General features: G+C 66.0%; 12 protein-coding genes (1 of these 12 only partly in view). 2 read left to right on the top strand and 10 right to left on the bottom strand.

All coding sequences use genetic code 11. From position 1 onward, the window contains the following. Positions 1–69: 69 nt before the first annotated feature. Positions 70–1,872: a YVTN family beta-propeller repeat protein gene (locus tag J2853_RS47620; protein ID WP_307569559.1), complete on the bottom strand. Its 1,803-nt coding sequence runs from the start codon at positions 1,870–1,872 to the stop codon at positions 70–72. 625 nt (positions 1,873–2,497) lie between these two features. Between J2853_RS47620 and J2853_RS47615 the strand changes: the two genes are divergently transcribed. After that, positions 2,498–3,037, top strand: a complete 540-nt coding sequence (locus tag J2853_RS47615) for a hypothetical protein (protein WP_307569557.1) — start codon at positions 2,498–2,500, stop codon at positions 3,035–3,037. 409 nt (positions 3,038–3,446) lie between these two features. Then, entirely contained in the window at positions 3,447–4,013 is a 567-nt protein-coding gene (locus tag J2853_RS47610; RefSeq protein WP_307569555.1) for a hypothetical protein, read from the top strand. A 132-nt stretch (positions 4,014–4,145) separates the two neighbouring features. Here the strand turns inward: J2853_RS47610 and J2853_RS47605 are convergent, their stop codons facing one another. From J2853_RS47605 to J2853_RS47565, 9 genes are all read right to left on the bottom strand, one after another. Continuing rightward, positions 4,146–4,301 (bottom strand): hypothetical protein, encoded by a 156-nt coding sequence (locus J2853_RS47605; RefSeq protein WP_307569554.1) that lies wholly within the window; start codon positions 4,299–4,301, stop codon positions 4,146–4,148. A gap of 497 nt (positions 4,302–4,798) precedes the next feature. Then, entirely contained in the window at positions 4,799–7,801 is a 3,003-nt protein-coding gene (locus J2853_RS47600; RefSeq protein ID WP_307569552.1) for a Tn3 family transposase, read from the bottom strand. A 55-nt stretch (positions 7,802–7,856) separates the two neighbouring features. Next, entirely contained in the window at positions 7,857–8,138 is a 282-nt protein-coding gene (locus J2853_RS47595; RefSeq protein WP_307569550.1) for a hypothetical protein, read from the bottom strand. Between the two features lie 68 nt (positions 8,139–8,206). Then, on the bottom strand, positions 8,207–8,590 hold the full coding sequence (locus tag J2853_RS47590) for a hypothetical protein (protein WP_307569548.1): 384 nt from the start codon (positions 8,588–8,590) through the stop codon (positions 8,207–8,209). Further along, a complete protein-coding gene (locus J2853_RS47585) occupies positions 8,587–9,267 on the bottom strand; it encodes a DNA-methyltransferase (protein ID WP_307569546.1) in 681 nt (226 codons plus the stop codon). Before J2853_RS47585 ends, J2853_RS47590 begins: the two co-directional genes overlap by 4 nt. Continuing rightward, entirely contained in the window at positions 9,182–10,630 is a 1,449-nt protein-coding gene (locus J2853_RS47580; RefSeq protein ID WP_307569544.1) for a toprim domain-containing protein, read from the bottom strand. Before J2853_RS47580 ends, J2853_RS47585 begins: the two co-directional genes overlap by 86 nt. A 238-nt stretch (positions 10,631–10,868) precedes the next feature. After that, positions 10,869–11,696 (bottom strand): hypothetical protein, encoded by an 828-nt coding sequence (locus J2853_RS47575; RefSeq protein WP_307569542.1) that lies wholly within the window; start codon positions 11,694–11,696, stop codon positions 10,869–10,871. A 271-nt stretch (positions 11,697–11,967) separates the two neighbouring features. Continuing rightward, positions 11,968–12,660, bottom strand: coding sequence for a hypothetical protein (locus J2853_RS47570; RefSeq protein ID WP_307569540.1), 693 nt, complete (start codon positions 12,658–12,660; stop codon positions 11,968–11,970). Between the two features lie 63 nt (positions 12,661–12,723). Further along, a protein-coding gene (locus tag J2853_RS47565) for a helicase-like domain-containing protein (protein ID WP_307569538.1) crosses the window boundary here: on the bottom strand, positions 12,724–26,008 show its final stretch. It continues 17,489 nt past the right edge of the window; only the last 13,285 of its 30,774 coding nucleotides appear in the window; its start codon lies off the right edge, out of view — the gene reads right to left on this strand; its stop codon occupies positions 12,724–12,726.

Below are 26,008 nucleotides of genomic sequence, written 5' to 3'. Positions count from 1 at the left end.
CCCGGGCGGGCTCAGAGGTGAAAGCCCGCCCGGGCAGCAGAGGGTCAGGTCATCCGGGGATTAGGGGGGTTAGGGGCAGGTGGCCAGGGCGATGGAGATGACGGTGCAGGTGGCGGAGGCGTGGTCGTTGGCGGGGTTGGGGTCGGCGGGCGCCGAGGTGGTGCGGGCGCCGGCGACGGTGACGTGGCCCAGCGACAGCAGGTGCAGCGGCACGCGGAAGGTCTTACTCACGCTGGCTCCGCTGGCGATCGCCCCGTAGGTACAGGTGACCGTGCTCGCGGCCAGGGTGCAGCCGGCCGACAGGTTGGTGGCGCTTTTGCCGGGCGGCAGGGTCGCGGTCAGGGTGGCCGAGGTGACCGCGTTCGGGCCGGTGTTGTGGGCGGTCAGGGTGTAGGTGAGATACGGCACCAAGATGCCCAGGTGGGGTTGGGCGCCGAGGTTGACGTCGATGTCGGCGGCCGGCGGGATGTTGACGGTGGTGTTTTCGGCGTCGGTGTTGTCGGCCGGGTTGGGGTCGGGCTCAGTGGCCGTCGTGGTGGCGGTGGCGGTCAGGGTGCCGGTCGCGGTCGGCTTCACGCTCACCGTGACAGTCGCCGACGCGCTGGCGGCCAGCGCGCCGAGCGTGCAGGTGATGGTGGGTGCGGCCACGGCGCACGAGCCCTGCGAGGCGCTGGCGGAGACGATCGTGCGAGCCACCCCCGACAGGGTGACGGTAGCGGTGGCGCCGGTGGCGGCGCCGGGCCCGTTGTTGGTGACGGTCGCGGTGTAGGTGACGGTGTCACCCTGGTTGACCGGGTCGGCCGAGTCGGTGAGGCTCACCTGCAGGTCCGCGCCACTGGGCGTGGCCGGCTGCGCGATCGCCACATTGCCGGGGGCGACCCCACCCACGCCGATGGTCGCGGTGACGGTGTTGGTCGCGGTGTCGATCACCGAGGCGCTGACGCTGGCGCGGTTGATGACGTAGGCGCGGGCACCGTCGGGGGTGATCGCCACCCCGTAGGGGTTGCCGCCCACGCCGATGGTCGCGATGACGGTGGTGGTCGCGGTGTCGATCACCGAGACGGAGTTGGAGGTGCCGTCGAAGTTGGTGACGTAGGCGCGGGTGCCGTCCGGGGTCACCGCCACCTCCTGCGGGTTACCGCCGACGGTGACGGTCGTGGTGATGGTGGTGGTGGCGGCGTCGATCACCGACAGGGTGCCGGTGGGCAGGGTGCCGCCGACGACGTAGACGCGGCTGCTGTCCGGGCTGACCGTGACCCCCCGGGCCCGGTCTGCGTTGATGGCGATGGTGGCGGTGACGGTGTTGGTCGCGGTGTCGATCACCGACAGCGTGTCGCCGAAGAAGTTGACGACGTAGACACGATTGCCGTCCGGGCTGGCCGCCACATCTCTTGGGCCGTTACCGGCGGCGATGGTCGCGGTGACGGTGTTGGTCGCGGTGTCGATCACCGAGACGTCGTTGGAAAAGCTGTTGGTGGCATACACCGTGCCGCCGTCCGGGGTGATCGCGATTCCCGAGGTGCCGCCGCCCGTGGTGATGGTGGCGGTAATGGTGTTGGTGGCGGTGTCGATCACCTTGACCGCACCGTCGAACATGCCGGAGATAGCGACGTAGACGCGGCTGGCGTCCGGGCTGACCACCAGGTAGTCCGGCCTGCCCCCCATCGGGATGCTCGCGGTGATGGTGTTGGTGGCGGTGTCCAGCACCTGCACGTTTCCGGTGTTGCCATCGGCGATGTAGGCATAGACGGTGGCCGCGTGCGCGGGCCGGGCCGGCAGCGCGGCCAGCGCTAAAGCAGCGGTCAGCACGGCGCACAGCACCGCGATCGTGCGCCGCCATAACGGCGCGCGGAAGACAGCGGTCAAACGCATGGGAGCCCCCCAGGGCGAGAAGACATCACAAAAGACCGCGCGGGATGACGTGCTCACGCCCGCCTGGGATGCTCCCCGTAGCCTCCCCCGCGCCAGAGCCCCGCGCGAGAACACCGCGGCGGAGTGGACACACCGCGCTCGCCAGGGCCGGTAACCGGCAACCACCCACCGACACCGTCGCGGCCGGGAGGGCCGCGCGCCGACGGCCGGCCCACCGCGGGCCGACGCCCACCGCCTGCCCGCTCCATGTGTTCATCCGATCTCAACGAGTGAAGGAGCCCTGAGCTGATCACGCCCGCGCCGGTTCGGCAATCCCTCCACCACGCCCCGCTTACGCCCCTCCGGTGCCGCCGGGCACCCGCCCAGCGGCACCAGATCGCCACCGGGTAATGCATCGTGGCTGGTCGGAGCCGACGACGCACCGGCGGCGCGGAAGATGCCGCCGAGCAGGGTTCGGTCAGATGGTGGGCAAAAACCCGCATACGCAGCATATTGTGACAAGTCTTAAACACAGGGTTACGGTCGCTCCATCGTGACCTTTCTCTGGCCAGCGGGAGAAACGACTGCTGTACTGGCGCCTGACCAGCCTCCGCCAGTCACCCCCCACACCGCCGGGAGCCCTCCGATGAAACGCCTCCTCGCCGTGCTGACCGCCCTGCTGGCCGCAGCCGCCTCGCTGGCCGGCGGCGCGATGCCCGCCCGAGCGGCCGTCCTGGACGGCACCTGCATCGCGAGCATCACCCTGCACTTCGCCCCGCCCGCCACCCAGCCGATCCCCCCGAATCCGGGCCCCGCCTCGACCTCGACCGGGACAGGCACGATCACCACCTGCGTCCTGCCCGGCGGCGGAGCCACCACCGGCACCTTCAGCTACTTTCTGACCGGGAACCTGACCTGCACCTCGGCACAGAACATCACCGGCACCCTGGACATCACCTGGTCAGACGCGACCCAGACACACGCCGACGTGACCGGACTGCTCATGGCCCTGGGCAGCGTCGGCGGCACCGCCGGCCTGTCCGCAACCGTCACCTCCGGCCGCTTCACCGGCGATCAGATCCTGATCGCCAACCTGCGCGACCCCCTGGCCCTGCTCGCCTGCCTGACCACCGGGCTGTCGCAGGCCTCCGGCACCACCAGCCTCACCTTCACCCAGCCCCTGTAAACCACCAGCCGCTCCGCCGCCAAGCCGACCCCGTCGAGCCGTTGCAGGCGCGCCCCCGGGGGGCAGAGGCGACCATCCACGCGCGGCCGCGCCGACCACCGAGCAGCCCGTCGGCGACTTGCCCAGCAATGAACTCCCTCATGAGAGCGAGTTCGCGAGCCGTTCCCGACGAATGCCCCCATTTCATACCGGCCCATATACCGGTCTTCTCTGAGGTCCGGCCGAAGTAAGCCGGAAAGCTGCAGTACAAGATCGTTAAGTGTTGCAAACGATCGTTCGCGCCACGCAGAGATCAACACGGTTTGGGCGGACCCATCTTGATCAAGTGACTTAAGGTCATTAGATGAATGCTATAAGTAATTGCCTTTGTCGGGGAGATTCACCGCGCCGCTCCCGATCCGCAAGGAACATGCGCCCCAAGCGGAGCCGAAGCCGAGGGATCGCAACGGGCCTGACGGCCCTGGCGTTCGTCACCGCCGCGGCCGCCCCCGCATCGGCCACGGCATCCACCCGCCCGGTGGCGCACCAGGGCGTGCTGGCCAGCATCTGCGATCCGGGCAGCGGCAGGCGAGCCTACTTCTCCTACGACCAGTGGTCGAAAGGCAACGCAGGGCTGTGCGCGGACGTGGTGCAACGCAGCGACGGCGGCAAGGCGATCCAGGTCACCTTCCGCGCTGACTTCTACTACTACTGGGGAGCGGCCTGGTACTCCGACGGAACCTGCATATACGGCTGCTCCCTAAGCGGCCATTTCACCCTGGACAAGAACGGCGGGACCGCCCACGGCGACATCAGCGAGAGCCTGAACGGCAACAGCGGCACGGCCACGCACACCTTCAATGTGGACAGCGGGCACTACCAACTGACCGCCGTCGTACGTAAGGAAGGCGGCTACTGGCGCAACCAGGGCAACCAACACTCCAGCAGTTCCGTCGTCCAGATGAACACCCTGAAAGTCGACGTCGACGTCCCCTAGACGACGACCGGCGCTCAATCCGGCCGGAACCTGCCCATCCCGTTGGGATGGGCAGGTTCCGGCCGGTGGGCGGCGAGGAACAAGATCTTTCTCACAGCCAACGGCTGTTCCACTGTTCCTCAACCCCGGAGGTCACCACGGCGGGTTGCCCGGGTAGTAGTTCTTCTGCACGTTCACGTAGTGACCGTTGCTGCAGGTGACCCGGTCGGCCTGGTTACGTCCGGTCTGCCCGTCCAGAAGCTGGGTGCGAGCTTCGTAACGGCCAAAGCTTCCCTGGGGCCACGACACCCAGCAGCCTTCACCGGTAGGGGCGGAGAGTGCTGCGTGGGCCGTTCCGGTGGTGAGCAGAGCAAGCGTGCAGGCAGCGAGGCCGGCGACGGCGAGCGTCGAGCGGGTAATGAGACGCACGGGAAATCCCCCCTGGTTGACTACTAAAAGTAGTTATTCATTACATATAGTAGTCGCCCTTGAGAGGGTGTATCCCGACGCCACGAACGGCACTTTCACCGACTCTGCCTGGACCCCACTTAACGATCATGTATTGCGACTTTCGGGCTCACTTGGTTGAACCCCTCTCTGGCCAGAGGCGACAGGCGAAGGTCAAAGGCATACCCTCGCCGGCGGGCAGGCTCCGGGATGGGGAAGGTCCGCCCAGACGATCTTGCCCGGTTGTAGTGCGGGGGGACCGGTGATCCATCCCATCTGTCTGCCCCTGGGGCTAGTCCGACCTCGCCCGCAGGCGGGCGCTCAGCCCCGGCTTACCCACAAGGAGTGGGCTTGCCGCCTCAAAAGAGCGTGTCGCGCACGCGTAAGGGCCGATAACCGGTCGGGCCGAGCTGGGCCAACTCGCCCTCGATGTCGACGGCGATGGAACCGAAAAAGTTGATGTTCTCGCTGTGCGCCGGGGAAATGTGGGCCAAGGCCTCCTCGTCGATGCGCCGCCCCGAGGCACGCATCGACTCAACAGCCAGGCCGTAGTACTCGGTCGTCCACGCGATGACCGCGTTGGTGACCAACGTCAGGCACCAGGCTTGTTCGGTCTGCTGCTCCAGATGGCGGCCCCGCACCGCGCCCTCATGGGCATACAGCAGGCCCCGTTTGAGCGCGTGCAGCGACTCACCCTTGTTCAGCTGACGGGAGATCTTCCGCCGATAGGCGGGGTCGGCCAAGTAGCGGGCGGCGTAGATCGAGCGACGCAGCGCGCCGTACTCCTTCAGAGCCGCAGCCAGCGCGTTCTGCCGGCTGGAGGCCGACAGCTTGCCGACCAGCAGCGACGCGGTGGCGTGGCCGAACTTCAGCGACCCGGCCAACCGCAGGAGATCGTCGTAGTGCTCGGCGATCACCTCGGTGTTCAGCCGCCGGGTCAGCAACGGCCCGGCGTGCGGGTAGTCGGCCGCGACCTGCGCCCGCGGCCGCGTCCGATACAGGGTGATCGTGCCCAGATCCCGGATACGCGGCGACAGCTGCAGCCCCAGCAGATCGAACAGGGCGAAGTTGACCAAGGTCACCCCGTGGGTGTCGGTGGCGTGCTCGGTGACCGGGATATCGCTCGCGTTACCCAAGATCTCATCCAGGACGTAGTGAGCCTCGCGTTTCGTCGCAACGATGATCTTCGTGCCATAGGTGGTGTGCTGGTCGCTCACATGCGTGTAGGTCGACAGGCCCTCGTGCGCGAAATACCTGCTCAACGCTCTAGCGGTGACCGACTTACCGCGGGTGGGGAAGCGCTGGCCGTCGCTGGAGGACAACGTGCCAGCACCGAAGATCGGAGTGAGCGGGAGCCGCTGGTGATAGCCGATGATCGCCAGGTTCGCCGCGCGCAGCGTCTCCTCCCGCACATACCACTCACTCGTCCAGGCCAGCACGTCGTAGGAGATCCCGCACACCTCGGCCATCCGGGTCAGCCCGAGGTTGGTGGCATGGCTGATCAACACCGCGATCAGATTGCGCTTCAACTCCGCGCTGCGGCCTTGCTTGCCGCCGGCGTGAGTGAAGCAGTCCAAATACCCGGTGCGTTGGTCCACCTCGATCAGCAGCGACACGATCGGCGCGAACGGCAGCATCTCGGTCAGCTCGGCCTTGAGCGCGATCGCCTCCGCCGGCACGTCCTCCGCGGTCAACGGCGAGATCACCAGATCTCCCGCCTCATCCAGGCGTACCGGGCCGTCCCCAGCGGCCAAGACCTCCTCCAGCTCGCCGAGCGCCTCCTCCAGCTCCTGCTCGGCCGCGGCCAGGGCTCGAGCGGCCTGCACAGGTTTGCCGACCAACCGGCAAAACCCCGCCCGCTGCAACCTCCACGCGTCCGGCGTCAGCAGGTAAGCCGCCGGGTCGCCGTAACGACGCGAGCCGGGCACGAACACATCCCCGCTGCGCAGCGCGTCCCGCAACGCCAGCAGCGTGCACAGCTCCCAGTAATGCCGGTAGTCGCTGACGCTTCCGGACGTGGCCGCCGCCTCCAGATAGCCACGCCACCGGGCAGGCACGAACCCCTGCGGCGCCCCGGCCGGGACACGGCGCGCGCCGCTGACGTTGAGCTCACGCAAGATCTCCACCGCCTGCAGCAGCTCGGAGGCCGCGGTGCCGCCGGCGAAGTGCACCGCAGCGATCACCGGCGGGGTGAACTGCCGCAGATACCCATACGAGCCATCGAGCGCGGCCAGATGCCCGTGATCGCGCGGCAGCCTCGGCGAGGCCTGCGCCAGCGCTGAACGCAAGCGCGGCCACCCGATCCGCTCACCCCGGATCAGTCCGCCGAGCTGCTCATCAGGAACGGCAGGATCGGTGATGATCGCCAGCAGATCGTCCAAGAGAGCTTGCCGCCCCTCACCCGCCCGGCCCCGCTCGGCCAGCGCATCACGCATCCGGCGGCCGGCCTTGCTCTCCCGCGCCGAGACGGCCTGGTCGAACAACTGCACGACCTCATCCAGCACATCACTCGCCGACTGCGCCAGCAACGTCAGCAAGATCGGGTAGCGGCGCTGCGCATCACGCCGCTGCAACGCCTGCGCGGTCAACCGGCGGCCGACCGTGGCCAGAAACCGGCGCCGCTCGGCCGGCAACACCGACAAATCGAGCTCGTGCGCACCCAAAGAGCGCAGGAACTCCAGCTTGGCAACCTCGGCCTTCACCGCCGCCGCCGACGCCTCAACCGGGCCGGTGGACAGCCACCGCAGACGGGTCATCCCGATCGCAGGGTCGTTGTCCAGCAGCGCGTCCAGTTCAGCGCGTCGCGGCGCGCTGAACTCGTGAGCCAACCGGTCGAAGGTCTCCCGCTGCGCCTCCGCACGGGCGTGCGCGACCCGTTCCACCACACTCACCGGGCCAGGCCGGATCACCCGCGTCGAGATCAGATACTCACACGCCAGCCGAAACAGCAGCGTCGGTGAGTCGTGCTCCAACGCGCGAGCGAGCAAGAACTCATCCAACTCCTTGAGCTCCAGCATCGTCGCCTGCCGCCAGCCCAGATACTTCGCCGCCAATCGTAGATGCTCAGTTCGCGTCTTCGCGCGTCGACCATAAGAGCGCAACTCAGCCGGATCGACACCCAGTTGATCGGCCAGCCTGGATACGGCAATCGGCGGAGCCGAAGACACCTTGTCCGGCACGAACCCCAACCACGGCAACGTGCACAACGCCACCGCCAGGCCGAGCCGATCCCCTGGCCCGCGCCCCCGACCAGGATCAACGAACGCCACATCGGCTGACGTCAAGGTGAAGAACCGGAACAATTCCTCCCGACCGATCTCTGGGAACTCCCGCAGACCCCTTAGATCCTCGTCTGCGAACATCCGCGTCGCCAACAACGACCTCCAGCCAGACCATGATCCCAGCAAGGAAGCCTATTCAGCCATATCCGCCCGTTTTTCGGCCAGTACTACGGCGACCCCGTGAAACAGGAGTTCCTGGGAAAGAGGATGAAGCCGCAGTTGTCGGATCCGAAATATCTGCCAGCTCGCCGAGTAGTGTCTGAATCCTTCGACCAAGGTCATTGTTGACCGATTTGCCATCACCCTCATCATAAAGGATGGTGTCGCTTTCCTCTTGTATGAGGAAATCAAACGTGAGGTTCGTGAAATCAATTTCGTGCTCGGAATCGGGGCGATCTGTTTCGGGATTTTCGTTCATGAGACATCTCCTGAGTAGTCATCATTTCCTGGCGGGTCGGCCGGGTGTTCACCAGACGTCTGAATTCTTTAAAAGTCATCTGACACGGATCTGATGTCTGGCTGTCGATAGATCGTGGCGAAGGCCGGGGTTCCTTCACCTACGTAAGCGCCAGTGACGTTAAATTCGAAGTATTCATTTGCCTCTTCTTCGTCCATCCCCTCGCGCATGAGAATCTGGATACAGCGTGCGGTGTCATAGAGAGCGACGACACTATGGATATTTCCCGCGAACCAGGCCTCGACCACACCAATGAGCGCCTCGTCGAAACCGTCGGCTAGCAAAAATCCCGCGTCGGGGTCGAATGACTCAATCAGTTCCCGAGCTGTGGTCATCTCATCTCCGGATTTCTGCGAACCCGCAGGTTCTGGCCTGACCGGAATCGGATGATTTTCTTCGGGATTTTCACTCATGAAGCATCTCCTGAGTAATTATCGTTAAGGAAAATGTTCTGAGACAGGCGTAAGGCCGCTATTTCGGCGTAAGGTTCGTGAGACTCAATGCCGATGGCGCGATGTCCGGTGAGTAGTGCGGCTTCCAGCGCGGATCCGCTCCCGCAAAACGGATCGATAATCGTTTCTCCTGGGGCCGCGACATATCGGATGAGGGGCGCCAGGAGCCCTATCGGCTTCTCGGTGGGGTGTCTGGCCCGGCCGTGCATCGAGCGCATCCGCACCACCGAGCGCAACAGCCGAGGTCCGCCGTCGTAGCTGGTGAACTCACCCCCGCCGATGTCGCCCATGTGCGGGGGCCGCGCTTTGCGCCGAGCCGTTTTGGCGACGGCATCCGGTGTGGTCTGCGGTTGCTTCCATACCTTCGACCACGGACCCCGGTAGAAATGCAAGACGTGTTCGTGTACACGCCGGACACGGTCGGCGTGGAAACTGGAGCCGTTGTGCTTTTCCCAGACCACGTCCTGAGACATCTTCCAGCGCGTTGCGGCGAACTCCTGCGCGTGCTCGAGAAACATCCGCATGGACCCGAAACACCACAGTGAGCTGATGTCAGAGTCGGCTACTGCCTCCAGCCATCCGTTTTGCCAGCGATCCCACGGCAAGGACGTCACACCGTACGGGGGGTCGGTGACCATCGCGCTGGCGGTTTCCGGTAGATGCGGCAACAGCTCGCGCATGTCGCCCAGATACAACGTGACATACCCATGGGAGTCGGTGAAATATGGCGTCATCAATGCTCCTGTGCCGTGTTCGGAAGGAGACGAAGGTGGTACTGGGCTGCGGGTAGGCGCCAAGCGGCAAACGGGGCCGCCGCCGTGTGGGTGGTCTCCCGCGGTGAAGAGATCGCCGGCTGGGTGGTCGGCGCGTGGGGAAAAGCTGCTGCGGCATGGGTGGAGGCGAGCGCCGCGGAGCCGGCAAGCGGGCTTTTGGGAGAGGAAACGGCTCCCAGGATCGATGCGCGCTGGTATTGATGAGCGCCTCGGTGACCAGATGGTGATCGACGTTCAGGGCCTGGCTAAGGCGGGCTACCTGCTGGGCCACCTGATGAGATGGCAGCGTGGCGATCACCGCGACGGCCCCGCGCAGTACGGCCAGACGTTCTTCCGGGTACGGCGGCCGCAGGTTTGACGGTTGAGAGCGAGCGGTGAGGATGCGCAGGGTGAGGTCGAGGACCAGGTCGGCCAGGGCTACCGGACGCCGCAAGAACGCCGCAAGAGCTTTCGGTCCATACTGGGCCCCGAAGGCAGCGGGATCGCTGTCGTCGGGAAAGGCCAAAGCGGTGGCAGCCGGAACGGCGGCGAAGACCTGCGTGTAGCTGCGCAATAGCGCCTCGCGGCCGGCGCGGTCACCGTCGAAGGCCATCGAAAGCCCGCAGTCCTCCAAGGGTGCGGCGTGGGTCAGGGCCGCCAGATGCGCCGGGGTGAGCTGGGTCCCGCACGGGGCGACGCCGACGTGGTCGGCGCTGGCCAGGTTGATGGCCATCACGTCGAAGGGCCCTTCGACGATGACAGGGTGAGCCCCGCGGCGCAGCCGGTGCCGTCCTTCATCAAGGCCGAACAGCACCTCCCCTTTGTGAAATAGCCGGGTCTCGGGGGTGTTGAGGTATTTGGGCGGTGCAGGGCGTGAGCTGGCCGAGATGGGGTCGCGGGCCCGTCCGATGAAACCGATGACGGCACCGGTCGACGCGTGAAAAGCGAGCATGAGACGGTCTCGGAACAGATCGATCAGGACGCCGTCGCCGTCGCGGATGGCAAGACCGGCTTCTTCGATGGCGACCGGATGGGCACCGCGACGCTGCAGGTGCTCCACCAAAGTGCGACGGCCGGCGGGGGCATAGCCGATCTGCCAGCTGCTCACCTGCGCAGGCGACACTCCCCGCTCACGCAGGAAGCTACAACCCCAGCGGCTACGGGCGAGCTGAGCGCGATAGAAGTTCTGAGCCCAGAAGTTCAATCGGACAACAGAGCGCTCGGTCTCGATGGCAGAAGAGCTCGTCATGAACACCGCACGTGAGCGATCATGATCCGGTGGTTGCGTCGGAGGTCGGGCCGACCTTGGCGTGAGCCGCCGCGCACACGAGGCGACGAGGCGGCATGTTGAGGATGGGCGGCGCATTGACCACGATCGTGGTGCTCTCGGTGCTGCCAGCACGCGGTACACGGCCGCCAACCTCGTGCGCCGGGGGCGCGCCTCATGCGGGCTCGCACTGAAGCATGTCGGCTCATCATCTGCGGCCTCACCGTCCGGTCTCTCCCTGCGCGGAACGACCACCCAAGGCGGGATTGGCAGGACGCTGCAGCTCATCGCCGCTACCGGACGCTGCGCTCTGTTGGGAGTGTGCCAATCGCTGAGCGGCGCTGGCGGGAAAGGACAGAGCAACCGCTGAGCTCACCCCGTCGACGCCATCGGCGACGGCTTGGGCTACCTGAACAGGATCGGGAGCAGGAATGATCGACTGCCCGGCGGCCTTCAGCGCCTGACGCATGTCCTCGGCGGCCTGCCGGTAGCTGGGTTGGCTATTCCAGTGTTCGAAAAACCGTTGAGCGGCCGGTGAAGCAGACGGCCGGCCGTAGACGTAGTCCTCCCAAGCGGCGGTGTATACGGCTCCATCCGCTCGCTGTTTGGCAATGTGATCATTATACGCCTGAACCGACTCTCGGACCCGAGAGAAATCGATGTCATCTACGTCAAGTACAGTGCCTTCTTCGAGGTCTTCGCGCGTATCCAGCAGGCTTGAATGTCTGGTTTCTCGTAGCACCCCCTCCGCATTCGTGCCATTAATTCGGTTGGCCTCATACAGTAGCTCGTCGACCATTCGACTTGCGAATATCGTATAGGCTTCCGCCCCTGTCACCGGCGTCGGGTCGTCCCTGGCCAGTTGGGAGGAATAATCCTGGATACCTGCGGTCAATATTTCATGTGGGATTTCGCTCTCCGCGTAGAAAAGCAGGTCGGCGATTGCTGCGGTTACGAGCTCTCTTGGCGTCTGGTCTTGACCTGCAGAATGGGTGCGGAGCATTGCTTCTGCTCGGAGCTGGCGATCATTAATGGACAGGTCTGCCATCACACCTCCTTAGAACGTTCATTCGATGTGTACTTTTTGGTGTTTTTCTGTGGTGCGGTTTGGCTTATCGTGCTTGGTCGGGCTCGTTTCGCGCCGGGAGTGTGTGGTCGGTGCGAGCTGTGGTGAACAGGGCCTCGACTGCGATCGCGCCACCTTTGTTGTTGCTCGATGGGGTGGCGCCAGCATGCGAAGCACGGCAGCCGGCCTCGTGCGCCGAGGGCACGCCTCATACGGGCTCGTGCTGAAGTGTGTCGGCTCATCATCTGCGGCGTCACCGTCCGGTCTCTCCCTGCGCGGAATGGCCACCCAAGGCGGGGTGAGCAGGACGCTGCAGCTCATCGCCACTGCCGGATGCTGCGCTCTGCTGGGAGTGCGCCAGTTGCTGAGCGGGGCCGACGGGAAAAGACAGAGAAGCCGCTGAAGCCTTCTGGCCCAAGCTCTCGGCGACGGCGGGGGCTACCTGAGCGGTATCGAGAACAGACGTGGTCGGCTCTGCGACAATTTTTGATGCTTCACTCATCATCGTTTTCATATCTTCCACATGACCGAAATTGGTATTATCCGCATCAGGCATCGGGAAGTTTCCTAGACCCATACGCATCAGACGGGAATGCACAGCTTGCGCAGTTTCCCGAGGAGCGTCGGCTACGTTCAAACCAGGAATTTGAGCGTCCTCGCCGAGGAGTGATTCGATCATCCGACTTGCGGCGGCAACATAACCTCCGGAAGCGCCGGGAATCCAGTCCACCCTTGTCGCAGACAGCGGATCTTCCCTAGCCAGTTGAGAAGCAAACTCCTGGACGCCAGCGGCCAGCACCTCCTGTGGATCGGTTACGACGTAGAACAGCAGGTCAGCAATCGCTGCAGCGGCGCGCTCCCTTGGTGTCTGGCCTTGGTCCGCAGAATAGGTGCGGAGCATTGCATCTGCCCGGAGTTGGCGATCATAAATGGACTGATCTGCCATCACACCTCCTTAGAACGTTCATTCGATATGTGCCTTTTGTGTTTTTCTGTGGTGCGTGTTGGCTTATCGTGCTTGGTCGGGTTCGTTTCGCGGCAGGGCCGTGGCCGGCGCGGACTGTGGGTCGAATTGAAGGTCGGGTGAACGCGTGCCCGATCCGCCGAGGCGCATTGCGGCGCTCCCGGGAAAGCCCAGCTGCGCCGTGGTGGGGGCTGTTTCCTGCTCCGTCGTTTCTTGCGCAGCGCTGTCGGTTGAAAACAGCGGTTGCGCGGCAGGTTCAGCTGCCGCTGAGGCGGTGTCGGCCAACGCGTTCAGGGCGGGCATCTCAGCGGCACGGGCCGTTTGGGTGGTTTTCAGGTGGGAGGCCATGACGGTGGCCCAGCGTTCTGGATCGGCGGCGGTGGCGATCAGGCGCGAAGCCAGCTTCTCGGTGTATTGCACGTAGAGGGCTAAGTGCTTGAGGAAGGAGGGCGCGTTGTAGCGCTGGGTGGTCAGGGTGTCTTGCAGGCGGCGCGCTGCCTGGAACAAGGCGGTAAAGCGTGTGGTCACCTGCTCGGCCGAGCCGGTAAGTCCGTGTCCACGGGCGCGATCATGCAGGCGGCCCAACTCTCGCCCCTCGGGGCGGAATTCAGCGGTGTAGTTGCGCATCGTGGGCAGCATGCGTTTTCCCGCGGGGGTACCTTCCATCTCCCAGTACCCCGACGTGGCGTTGCTCCAGTTGCGCTGGGCTTCCCCCAGATCGGTGTAGGGCTCAGCCTGCGGCAACGGCACCGGTGGTGCCTCGTCAACTGCGGGCTTGGTCGGTTCCTGGTTATCGAGGGTGAAGGTGTGCCCATCGCGCTTCAGCGCACGTTGCAACTCCTGTACCCGGTAGGTACGGGTGCTGTGACGCCAGGTACGAGGCAGGAACCAGAAACCCTTGTTGCGGCTGAACTTGAAATTACCGTCGTCGAGGATCTTGTGGATGGCCTTATCAGTCCTCTGCACGCCCAAGACGATCGTGCCTTCGGAGGTGTGCTCGATGCGCAACCCGTACACCGCGGCGCCCGCCTGTTCGGCTGGGGCCGGGCCGCCGGTGCGAGCGGCGAGAGCTTCGGTGATCTTTTCGGCCAGGTCCGGCTGTCCGGCGCTTTCTCGCATCTGGACGGCGTATTTGAGCGGCAGGTCGATGAGTTCGAGCAGGAAGTCACGGTCGTCGGGATCACGGTAGTCCTGTTCGCGGAGGGCGATCAGCAGGGCGTAGGAGGTATCGCTCAGTCCCATCAGGTGCTCATGCGTTTGTGCCAGATCGGCGCCGGAGTCGGTGGCCAAGCGCTCGTAGGCGTGCTCCAGGCGCTGAGTGGCCCGGTAGGCGATCGCCACGTCGGTGCTTTCGCGTTGCCCGGCCTCGAGGGCGTGTAGCCGCTGCACGGTCGCGGTGCGGGTGACCTCGCCGTAGGCGTCGCGCAACGTGGCGGATGCGGCCAGGTACTCCTCGGGCCCACGGTAGGAGGTTCGCTCGGGAGCCTTGCGGACGACGGTGACGTTCAGTCGTTGACTGAGTTCGTAGGCCGTGCGCGCGATCTGCTGCAGCTGAACCCGTTCCTGCTCATCGTGGCTGGCGGCGGCCACCTGAACGCATTGCTGCGCGGTGGTCTGCCATCGCGCGCCGAGCTCGCGCAGGCCGATGGTGTGGCCGTCGCGGTGCTCACCGTGCACGGTGTATGCATCCACCTCGTGCAGGGCATTGAGCGCCGCGCGCCGCGTATCGGTGGCTGGGATCGGGTAGTCGTTGGCCCACGCCGCGGTGATCGTTGTCAGGTGCCGGTGGATGGTTTCGGCTTCGACGCGGTCGTCGTAGGTCGGCGCGTGCAGCATCAGCGGATCGGTGATGGCGCGCACTTCTCCGCTCCGTGCGGAGAGCGCCGCTGCCTCTTGGAGAAGCTGCGTGGGGGAGGGGTGATGGCCGTCGGCGGCGCCGAGGCGGCCTCGGTGGCGCACCGCGAGGTCTTTGAGGTGCCGGGCGCGATTGGCCAGGTTGGGGCCGACCAGTCTGGCGAGATCTTCAGCGTGCGTGGCGACGGTGCCGTAACGGGTCAGATAGGTGGCCGGATCCTCCGAGTCGGAGGTGGGGGTCGCCAGGGCGGTCTCGATCGCCGCATACAGTTGCTCGGCCTGCTGCTTGGTAGTTTCGTCGGGGAAGTCCTCGGTGCTCACGCGCCAGCGCAGTCCATGGGCGGCGAGGGAGATGCGGTCGTGGGCGGCCACCAGTTCGGCCGCGATGGCGTAGGGGTCCAGAACCGCCGATAGGAAGGCGCTGTGCTCATCCCACGGGTGAGGTGGTGGCGGGTCGGCGGGCGACGTCGGCTCGCCGGCCGAGACAGCCGGCGATTCGGCGTGCTCGGCTCCGCTGACAGCGGCGGGCGCGCTCTGGTCGCCGCTCAAGACGGCGCTGGCGCTCGGGGCGCGGCGCAACGCCGGGTAGATGGCGGCGCACAGCGCGCTCGTCACCTCCTTGCCGAAGGGGGAGGCGGTGTTGTAGTAGGTGATCTCCCAAGCGGTCAGGGTGTCGCTGCCGAGGGATCGCTGAACCATCTTTTGATCGAGCCACCGGGAAAAGCTGCGGGTGAAGGCATCCAGGGCGTTGTTGGTGGCCACCGCCGCAAGAGGCTCATCGGCGCGGGCGATGGCCGTGTGGCCTTCCAGCCAGTCCAGATCGGCCTGGCTGAGTTCGACGTGATGGCGGTGAGCGATCTGCTGGATCTGCTCGCCCAGCTCTGTGGTGGGCTGAAGATCGTTGTGTTCGGAAGTGGGGGGCAGCCCCTGCCGGGCGGCACGGATGCGGACCTCCCGCAATCCTGAGCGGCTGGTCAGCTGCAGCTGGGCCGCGTATCGGTAGGCGGCGTTGGAGAAGTCTTCCAGGAGGTCGCGTTCGCCGGTGCTCTGGTAGTGCGCGGGCGTCAGATGCAGCACCAGGGTTTGAGCGGTGTCGGCGGTCAGGAATGCTTGACGGGCGATTCTCTCCAGGGCGACGCCGTCGGCGATCAGGTTATGGAGGGTGTGGTTGGCCTCGTTGAGTCGCTCCCACCAGTGGTGGGCAGTGCGGAAGTTCTCATCGTTCATCTTCTCGGGTGCGTGCCGCTCGAAGGAGAACCACAACCGGGTCTCGGCGTAGGTGCCGTAGCGAGCACGGAGGGTCTCGGCGCCCTGAAGGTAGGGTTCGGCCTCCTCAAACGGTGCGGCCTGGCGCCGGGCCTGGACGGTGGGTGCGGCCAGTCGTTGGGCGTGGGTGTAGAGGAGCTTGGCCACGCCGCTCAGCGCGCGGCGCTCATCGGCCACGGTGAGCTGGTCGGCCAGGCGCATCGCGTGGCCGCTGGCCGCCTGCCACTGGTCGGCGACGGTGTCGAAGGTGCGCTCATCGGCGTCGGCGCTCTGGTTCAGGTCGCCGAGGATCCGCATGACGTCGGTGATGTGTTCGCCTGTTTGGGGCGGGGATTGCCAGCTGCGCACCACGGCCCAGCGCTCGATCGCCCGGGAGATCTCCTCGCGCGCCTCGTGGAGTTTCGCCCGCTCGTGGTACGGCTCGACGAACAGGCGTAGCGGGTCGGAGATGACGGCGACCCGTGGGTCGTTCAACTTCAGGGCGCGGGCGTTGTCCAGCAGCGCTCGGGCGTTGGGAATCGCGTTTCGGGCGGCGTCGATGCGGGCGACATGGCGATGCAGGAAGTCTTGCAGTTGCAGGGCCGCATCGGAGAGCTCTGGGGATCCGAGGTCAGCCAGAGCGGCCGCCTGAGCCGCGGTTTTGCGGTAGGTGGCGGTCAGTTCGGTGGGATTGATCCGGTTGGGGGCGGTCCCGGCATTGATCGGCTCTTCCATCTGGCGCAGCAGGTCACTGACCTGGGCCTTGGTATCGGGGTCGGCAAAGGGCTCGTGGGCGAAGGCGACCAGGGTCGTCGACCATGCCTGGACAATGGCGTTGTAGCCGGCGACGAGCTCGGCCGGGCCGGTGTAGGGGCCCAATACCGTGTTGAGGAGCCGGGTGAGGTCGTGTCCGGGGCGCCCGGCCTCGGTCAGGTGAGCGGGTTCCGGCTCCGCGGTGACGTGCTCGACGATCTGCACCGGTGGCGCGAGGTCAGCTGAAGGGCGCGGAGCGGTCGCGGTCTTCGCCGAAGGGGTGTCGGCTCCAGCGGCGGGGGTGTGGATGAATTGGTAGGCGTTGGAGCGCAGGGCTTGGGTGAGCGCGGGGCCGAAGTCCTGCTGAGGGTCGAAGACGGCGAGGGTCAACGGCCCGGGCTCGGCGTCAGCGCGCGTGTGGGCCAGGATCTGCTGGAGCAACCAGTCGTCGAATACCTGGGCGAAGCTGTCGATCGGGTTGGCCAGCGCGGTCGCCCGCAGGGTGGAGTCATCGCCGGCGGCGATCGGCAGCGCCTGCAGCCAGCCGAGTTCTTGCGTGGTCAAGGTGACGGTGTGCTGGGCGGCGAGCTGCTCCAGCTGTGTGCGCACGGCGGCGCTCAGCGTGGCCTCGGCCGGATTCAGCAGGCGCGGCGGGGCGGGAATCAGGCGCGGGCCTGGATCATCGATGAGTCGTTCCTCGATCGCTTTGGCCGCCTTTTTGGGCATGGCGCGGCGAAACCCTGGGTGGGAGAGGAACCGCAAGACATCGGGCATCTCTTTGCGGTTCACCGCACAGGCCTGGCCTCGCACGACCAGCAGGAAGGGCCGGTTGGGGTCTTCGCTGAGACGGACCTGCACGGGGGTGGCGGAAGGGGCCGTGCCGATGGTGAAGTCCACCTGCTCGAGGTCGGGGTGATGCTGGTAGTTATTGCCCGGCAGGTCCGAGCCGAGGAACTCGGCGATCCGCCCGGGGTTGAGGTCATTGCTCGCGTCTTCCAGGGCGAGTTCGCCCAACAGGCGGTCGATCTCCTCGTTTCGGGCCGTGACCTCGATCAGGCGCCGAGCGTGGGGGAAGGGCTGGCCGAGCTGGCTTTGGGAACGTTCGGCCTCTTGCGTGCAGCGGGCGGCGTCATCCAGTCGGCCATCGCGCCAGCTCTCCAGGCCGCGGATGCGCTTTTCCAGGGTGACGATGGTGGCGGCGGAGTCCTTGTCGGCCAGGTCCTCGAGTCCGATCATCACGCCGGCCAGGGGGGTGTCCTTGCCGAAGTGCAAATGCACCCGGGCGCCGATGTCGCGCTCGTAGCCGACCTGCATCCACACCGGGAATCCGCCCAGGTGTCCGATCTGGGTGTCGGTGTTGATATCGGGCTTGCTCCGGGCGGTCAGCACCAGGGCGCGTTGCAGGATCGGCTTAAGGTGCGCCCACGCATCAGCGCGTTTGGTGAAACGGTGCTCACCCAACTCCATGGCGAAGGCCTCTGCGCGGGTGTCGACGCGTCGGGCGATCATCTGCTCGCACAGATCGGCCATGGCCGTGTACTGGGCGGCCATGGCGCTTTGGTTCTGGACCGCCTTGCGCAGGCGCCCCTGGCGGCGGCCATGGTCGCGATGTTGCTGCTGGAGCTTCTTCAGCTCAGCGCTGATCTCGGTTTTTTCGATCAGCAGCGGGTTACCGGTGGCCATGGCACGGATCTTGGCCATGGACAGTACGTCCTCATCGACGTCGTCGATGTCGTCGACGGCCGCGCCACGCTGCAGCTGGTCGATGAACTCGGCCTTGAAGGTGAGCAGGTCCCAGGAGGCGGCGTCGCGGGTGCCTTCGGTGACGTAGATGTAGCGGTGCACGCCACTCATCACGTTGCCGTTGCGCGGCAGCCGGCCGTAGCGCTGGATCATGTCGCGCGGCCGATGCGGGGCGTCCAGGTGGTGCTCGGCCACCCCCCAGCGCTGGATGTTGACACCCACGCCCATCGTCGGGGTACTGCCGATGATGACGTCGACCTCGCCGTTGTTGCACATGTCCATGTAGCGGGATTTTTCGTCTTCGTTCTTGGCGTCTTGCATGCGCAAGATGCGCTCGCGGGGAATGCCGCGTTGCACCAGCTGAGCGGTCAGCTCGTCGTAGACGTTCCAGGCCGGCTTGGGGGTGGACAGGTCACAGAAGACCGCCTGCATCGCGCCCTTGGCGGGCAGCTGCTCACCGGTGGCGGAATCGGTGTAGGTGGCACCCTGGTAGCGGCGGTAAATTTCGGCGATCTTGTCGGCGGCGATGTCGAGTTTGGTCGGGCCGGAGGGGTCCAATCCGCGCAGCCGCGGATCCAGCGCCATCTCCCGCGCGTGGTGGGTGAGCAAAAGCCAGTTGTCTTGATTCGGCTTGACCTTTTTCTCTGTGATCAGCAGGGCGCGGTCCAGCAGGTGCTGGGTGTAGGCGTGATGCTCGGGCAGCCGCGGGCACACCATGATTTCGGCTTCACGGGCACCGTCGCTGTCGCGCGGCGCCAGCGGCGGCTCGGGGATGTAGGGCAGATCGGACTTGGACTTGTAGTCGATGAACTGGCTCCACAGCTGGCCCAGCTCATGGGTGTTGGTGTAGCGGTGGCGTTCCTTGATGCGCAGGGAACTGCCTTCGACGGTGGTCTCCACCCGGCTTTCGGCCCGGGTGAAGGCCGCCGCCCAGCTGTCGAAGTCGACGATGCCGCGCTCGACGAGCAGCCATGGCGCGAGCTGGGAGGTGACGGTGTGCATCTCGCCGATCGCGTTGGGCACGAAGGTCGCGGTGGCGCCCACGGTGCGGCCGTTGTAGCGCTCGCGGACGTAGTGCAGCATCGCCTCGATCTGGGCAGCGCGTTTGGTGTTCTTCCGGTACGCCAATCCGGCGATCTTGGAGACCCGGCGCCGGTTTTTGAAGTTGTCGAACTCATCGATCAGCAACGCGTCGATGCCGGTCAGGTCGAAATGCACGCCTTCGTCGCGTTTGCGCGCCAGGTCGGCCTTGGCCTGCTCGGTGGCGTTGGCTTTGATCTCTTCGCTTTTTTTGACCGACTTACCGCTCAGGTTGAGCGCGCCCAGGACCCGATCGTCGGTGTAGGACTCCAGGAGCTCATTCGACAGCGGCATCCGGGCTGCGGCCTCATAGGTGAGCAGCACGATGTCGAAGTCGCCTTGCGCGCAGCGGGCCACGAATTCTCGGCGCTTGCCTTTGATCGTGCGGGTGGAGCCGCGCAGGATTTTGGCGTTGGGGTACAGGCGGCGGCATTCGCGCTCGAAGCCGTCGATGACGTTGCCCGGCACGATGATGGCGGGCTTGGTCGCGATGCCCAGCTGGCGCATCTTGATCGCCGCGGTGATCAGGGTGCGGGTCTTGCCGGCGCCGGTGGCGTGCGCCAGGCCGACGCTGGGTTCGCTGATGATCCGGGCGACCGACGCGACCTGGTGCGGGTACAGGCTCATCACCGGTGACATGCCGGGGAAGGTCAGCTTGACTTGGCTGTAGTCGGGTGGGACGTAGGCGTTGAACAACTCGTTGTAGCGGGTGGACAAGGTGGCGGCGCGTTCGTCGTTCTCCCACAGCCACTCGGCGAATCGCGTGTGGAGTTCGTTGACCTTGTCTCGCGCGATCGCGGTCTCGGTGTGGTTGACGATCGACTTGATGTCCTCGCCGACCATGATGGAGTCGTTGACGGTCGGGGTGGACTGCTCCAGCGCGTGCACGACGATGGCGTCTGCGCTTTTGCGTTCGGTTCCCCATTCCTCATTCAGCGCATCGCTGAGCTTGGACAGGGTGACGAACCATTTGTTGGGATCTTCGCGATCGCGGTGGGCTCGCAGGCGGGGGTCTTGGAAGGCCTCGCGTAAAAACTCCTGGACATAGGGGTCGGGGATCCAGGGGGCGCCGAGCTTGACGCTGATCTGCTCGGGTTCGCGGTCCTCGGGGATGACCTCGTGCAGCGCTTTGACGTTGGTCAGGAACATCGGGTCGGCCTCGGCCGCCACCTGTGCTTGACGCAGCTTTTTACGGACGTCGCCCGACAGGTAGGTGGCGGCGGCCACGTGGTTGCCGGTGGCCGGATCGGTGTAGATCAGGCCCTCGCACAGCTTCAGGGCCTCATCCTGCTCGCACCCCAGCAGCCACGCCACATACTCCATGCGGACTTCGCCATGCTGGTCGAAGCTGACCGCGAGCGCGTCCTCGGCGCTTTCCACTCCCAGCGGCGGATCGTTGCGGCCGACGACCCGCTGGGTGAAGACCTCCTGTTTGGTGGCGATCTGGGTTTTCTCGTCGAAGATCTCCAGGCCGGCGACGATGGAGTCGTCGCTGATGTGACGGCGGATGTGGTCGTAGTCGCGCCGGTACTTGTCTTCACCGGTTTCGGGGTCGGTGTGGCCGGTGCGGATCAGTTTGAACTGGTTGTAGGGGCCGTAGCGGTCGACGTAGGCGTCGTAGATGGCGTTCAGCTCGGCGCGCAGCGCGTAGATATCGTCGGTGTCGTCGAACGATTCGGCTTGTGCCCGGAGCAGTGCCTCGGCCACGTTGCGCATGCGCAGTACCTGGGCGAGCTGGTGGCGCTGCTTGGGGGGGACGGGATAGGCGACGACGGCGCCGCCTTCGACGATGGTGAATTTCCCGGTTCCATCGACGTCCAGGTGCCCGTTGGGCCGGGCGCGCTGCTCGACCAGCGACCGAAGCGGTTGGGCGGTTTGCGGCGGCGCGGAGCTCCAGGTCAGACCGGTGTCTTTGGCATGCTGGACGATCCGGTCCAACGCCTGGGACAAGGCGGGCCCTAAATCACCGTTCGGCTCGACCGCCAATTCATCGGCTCGATACAGCCCCCCGGTCGACAAGGTGCCCAGCACCTGTTCGGGGTGGTCGTGGAAGTACTCATTCAGCCGGACCGGACCCTGTGCCAGCGTGATGGGTTTGGACAGCTCCCAGCTGGTCTCATCTGGGGCGCGGCCGTTCTCACGGCGACGCAGGAACAGGATGTCGGTCAGGGCCTTAGTGCCGGCGGCGCGCTGGTGAGCGCCGTTGGGCAGCCGGATGGCGCCGATCAGGTCGCCATAAGCGGCCAACTCTCGCCGGGCGGCGGGGTTGAGGCTGTCGAGGGTGAAGGCGGAGGTGATGACGGCCAGGATGCCGCCCTCCTTGATCGCATCCAGTTCCTTGATCAGGAAGTGGTTGTGGATGCGGTGCTGGCGGGCGGGGTTGTAGCGGGGGTCGGTCAGGTTGACTCTGCCGAAGGGCACGTTGCCGATGCCCGCGTCGAAGCTCTTGACCGGGGGGCGGCTGTCGGCGAAAGACTCAGCCAGGATCCGCGCGTGGGGGTAGAGCGCTTGCGCGATGGCGGCGGTGGTCGGGTCGACCTCGATGCCGACCATGCGCGCCCCGGGCGGGGCCAGGCCGATGAAGGTACCCGACCCGCAGCCGGCCTCGATGACTTGACCTTCGGTAAATCCCAGGTCTTGCAGGGCCTGCCAGATAGGGCCGGCGATGGCCGGGTTGGTGTAGAACGCGTTGAGGGTGTTACCCGCCGCCGCGGCGTACTCCTTGTCCGACAGCAAGGCGTGAAGTTCTTCACGCGCCCAGGCGAACCGCTGAAAGTGCTCCTCGCGTTCGTCGAACACCGCCGCGACCGCGCCCCACCCCGACCAGCGGGCCAAGACCTGCTGCTCTTCAGCGGTGGCGGCCCGCTTTTCGCTCTGCAGCAGACGCACGGTGCGCACCGCGGCCAGGTTGGCGCGCACCCGAGCCACCTGGCCGGAAGGAGCCAGATCTTCCTGGGTGGCGGGCCGGAATGCGGCCGTTTGCGCCTCGGCGCTAGCAGCCGGGGCACTGAAGGCATCGCGGCGGGCGGCGGCGGCCACCCGCTCGGCTTCCCGCCAGGACACATCCGGCTGTACCGGGAGGGGCTGCTGCTTGCGTGCGCGTTTGCTCCCGGCCGCCGGTGGCGCCGCTACGGGCTGGGCGTCACCGGTTTGGTCCGCTGGTAGACCAGGTCCTCCAGCACGATCTCCTCGGCCGCCATCTGGGCCCGCTCCAGGCGCTGCACCTTCTGTAGGTAGCCCTCGCCCTGCGGGTCGGAGCCGGCCATCTGCATCTTCAGCTCCAGCACCCGGTCCGCGATCGTCTCGCCCAGCTCCGTGAAGTGCGTCTGCAGGTCGCTGATCTGCTGGTAGGCCTGGGGCCTCCACTGGCGCATGTAGGTCTGGGCCAGCTGACCGTAGTGGTTCATCGCCGTTTTCCTCCTGTCTTACCTGTGGCAACACCAACGGCAGCATCGGCGCGTGTGACGTGGCGGCCGCGGTGAGGTGCGGCTGCTCTTGAGGGTTGACGGTATCGGAGGGCACCGACGATACGCGATCTAGTTGATCCGGCGCCGCCGCGGCGGGAGGCGGGCCGTCGGCGTCGGGAATGACCGGGATGGGCCGGTTACGCAAGTGGGACGGCAGTGCGGCCATCACCTCGGCGACGACGTCGTCGTCGCAGATCCATCCCAGCGACCCCAGCTGCAGGGTTTTACGGGCCCGGGTGACGGTCACATACGCCAGCCGGAGAGCCTCATCCGACGGAGGGATGATCTCCTTGGTCTTCTCGTCGTAGGTGGGGCCCCGGAAGTCATTGGCGATCTTGACGTGGTCCCATTCCCGGCCCTTGGCCTTATGCACGGTGGAGACCACCACCTGCGGTCCCTCATCGGGATCCGGGTCGTCTTCGGGCACCAGCTGATCCAGCATCCGGATCAGCTGCTCGGCGCCGTAGCGCTCCACCAGGGTGACGAACACTTCCAGGCTCTGGGCGTCGGGATCGTCCCTGATGTGATCGCGTACCGCGTCCCAGTCGGGGAAATCCGCCAGTTCCGGATGCCTGGTGCGGCGACCTTTTTGCAGGTCGCGGGCGGCGCGGGCGATGTCTTTGAGGGCTTGGCCGCCTCCGACCATGGCCACCCGCTTGCCCGATTGCAGGGCGTCGAAGACCTCACCGATCGCGCCGGCGTTAGTTCGGCACAGCACCGCGTCCGGAGCCTCGACCGGTGCCAGGCGGGTGTTGAGGCGGGGGTTACCCTCCAGCAGCAGCGGCGAGCCCAGCATGGTCAGGAACCGGTTGCCGACCGCGGCGGGCACGGAGCCGAAACGCCAGCTTTGCGTCAGGGGCAGCGTGACGTTAGCGGGCCAGCCCCTCAGCGCGTCGATCGCGCCACGGAAGCTGTAGATGGACTGGTTGGAGTCGCCGACCACGATGGTCTGGGTCGGCTGGTCTTGCACCAGCCTGCGCAGCACCCCGTTGATGTCCTGGGCTTCGTCGAAAAAGATCATGTCGCAGAGCAGGCGGGGCTTGCTCAACGCCCAGATTTTTAAGTAGTCGTCGTGATCGAAGAGGAGCTTGCCTGCCGGGTCGGTGATGTCAGCCCAGGCGGCGCGGGCGTAGCCAAGGACGGCGGTGGCCAGTTCAGGAGTGTCGCTCACCGCCTGCGGCAGGTGCTGGCCGGTGAGGTCGTCATCACCGCTTTCGCGGTATTTACGCACGGTGGCCATGGCCAAACGGGCCGCCACCGCACCGGAGACGTATTCGTCATCGGCGATGAACTGCTTGGGGATGCCCAAAATGGCGGCTTGGTCGGCGGGCAGGCGCACGCCCTGACCCACCTGGTTGATCTTGTTTTTGTAGCGGCCGTCGGCCAGTCCGGCGCGGGCGAAGGAGTGCGAGGTGTTGGCGGTGACGTTGTCGGGAAAGGCCGCTTGTGCCTCGTCGGCGATGGAGCGGTTGTAGGCGAAATAGATGATCTTCTTGGTGGGGGCGCTCTCGGCCAACGCGTGCGCGACCAGCCGCAAGGTAGAGGTCTTGCCGGTGCCGGCCAGCGCTTGGACAGCGGCATCGAGGCCTCGCAGGCAGGCATCGATAATGGCCTGCTGCTGGGCGGTCGGCGGATACGACGGCTTGGCCTTGGCCGACTCGGCTTTGGCCTTGGCCGCTTCCACGGTGCGAGCGTGCCGACTGTCCAGCTCATCGATGGTGTGGCGTAGCTGGGCGACGGCATGGGCGCTGGTGCTGGGTGGTCCTTCATAAAGCCAATGGGTCAGGTCTTTCTTCCAGTTGAAGTGGTTGTCTTTGAGTGCTTGTCGCAGCGCCGGAGGGTCGAGCTTGAAGTGGGTGCCGCGCACCACGGGCTGTAGGCCGTGCTCGTCGATGATGATTCGGGTAGCCAGGGGCCCAGTGACGGGGCCCGGCGGGTCCTCGCCGCTGTCGAGCGCGGCGGGCGCCGGTTCACCCTCGGCAGTTGCGTCTACGGTGGGCGACAGCTGAACCAGGATCGGCTCCGGGCCCGGAGCCTTGGTCTCCGGCTGGGTCGTGGGATCAGCGGTGGGGGAGGAAAGCGGATCCCGGGCCGGTGCTAGGGCGAGGGCGCGGTCAGGGTCGGGGTCATGGAGTCCGGCGCGTTCGATCAAAAAGGTGTGGAAGCTGGCGGCGGCCTCGTGCACGGGGGTGTCGCTGGTCAGTCCGAGTCCGGCATCGGCCCACACCGAGCCGTGCATGACGGCGAAAATCCCGTTGCCTGCGGCGTGGACGTAGAGGGTCCAGTCGCGGTCGAGGCGGCTCGCACTCCAGCTGACGCCAAAAGCCCGCATGGTGGAATCCCAGGTGACCTCGTGCAGGCCGTTGGGTACGCCCAGCCGCTCCACGGCGTCGTCGATGTCCAGGGCGCGTTGCAGATCCGGCAGCCGCTCGGCGGCCAGCGGGCCGATGACGCATGTGGCCGGCTCGCACCCGTGGCTACGATGCCAGGCCTGCTGGAGATCTAGATCTGGTGTCGCGCTCGGCTCCTCCTGCCGCGCCGGATCGGCGCCCTCCAAGTCCGCATCAGCGGCGAGGGACACGGCAGACGCGGCGAGCTCGGTCAGCTCTTTCCAGGCGGGCGACCGTGAGACCGGCTGGTGGACGCCGTCGATGACGCGGGTCCATACGCCGTTGGCGACCGCGTAGTGCGGATGGTCGATGGATCCGACATCGGCGACGAACACGTGACCACGCCGATAGACGTGGTAGGTCAGGTGTTGTGCATCTGATTGACGGCGGGCGTACTCGAGCGCGTAGATCGGCAAAGTGAAGGCCTGGCGCATCCACTGCGGGCTGGAGACGGGGGCATGCCCCTGCGGGATGGGGCGGCGAACCCGGGCGACCGCGAAGTAGTTGTGGCGGCGGGAGACCCCGGCCTCGTTGACGGAAGTGATCGATTTATCGTTGAGACGCCGGATGCGGCGCCATGTGCCGTAGGCCTCGATGTAGTCATCGACGTGTAGATCCGTCCTGTCGAAAGCGTGCCGGGTTGGTGGCGACAAGATCGCTTCAGCGGCTTCAGCTTGGGCCTCGAATCCATAGGGCGGTACCTGCGCGGCTGCGGGGGACTGCGGCGCATCGGCCGTCGGGGCCGCCTCGCGCTCACCATCGGCGTCGTGGGTCTGCCGGACGCTTTCAGCGGCCTCG

Origin of the sequence: Streptosporangium lutulentum (genome assembly GCF_030811455.1) — a bacterium.
GTDB classification, from domain to species: Bacteria; Actinomycetota; Actinomycetes; order Streptosporangiales; family Streptosporangiaceae; genus Streptosporangium; species Streptosporangium lutulentum.
The sequence above is the reverse complement of the archived record's forward strand: the minus strand, read 5'-3'. Positions and strand labels throughout refer to the sequence as shown.

Coding starts and splice junctions, on each gene's coding strand:
- J2853_RS47590 (WP_307569548.1), bottom strand. CDS start 8,590: ATGAGTGAAAATCCCGAAGAAAATCATCCGATTCCGGTCAGGCCAGAA.
- J2853_RS47595 (WP_307569550.1), bottom strand. CDS start 8,138: ATGAACGAAAATCCCGAAACAGATCGCCCCGATTCCGAGCACGAAATT.
- J2853_RS47580 (WP_307569544.1), bottom strand. CDS start 10,630: ATGACGAGCTCTTCTGCCATCGAGACCGAGCGCTCTGTTGTCCGATTG.
- J2853_RS47585 (WP_307569546.1), bottom strand. CDS start 9,267: ATGGTCACCGACCCCCCGTACGGTGTGACGTCCTTGCCGTGGGATCGC.
- J2853_RS47570 (WP_307569540.1), bottom strand. CDS start 12,660: ATGGCAGATCAGTCCATTTATGATCGCCAACTCCGGGCAGATGCAATG.
- J2853_RS47615 (WP_307569557.1), top strand. CDS start 2,498: ATGAAACGCCTCCTCGCCGTGCTGACCGCCCTGCTGGCCGCAGCCGCC.
- J2853_RS47600 (WP_307569552.1), bottom strand. CDS start 7,801: ATGTTCGCAGACGAGGATCTAAGGGGTCTGCGGGAGTTCCCAGAGATC.
- J2853_RS47620 (WP_307569559.1), bottom strand. CDS start 1,872: ATGCGTTTGACCGCTGTCTTCCGCGCGCCGTTATGGCGGCGCACGATC.
- J2853_RS47610 (WP_307569555.1), top strand. CDS start 3,447: ATGCGCCCCAAGCGGAGCCGAAGCCGAGGGATCGCAACGGGCCTGACG.
- J2853_RS47575 (WP_307569542.1), bottom strand. CDS start 11,696: ATGGCAGACCTGTCCATTAATGATCGCCAGCTCCGAGCAGAAGCAATG.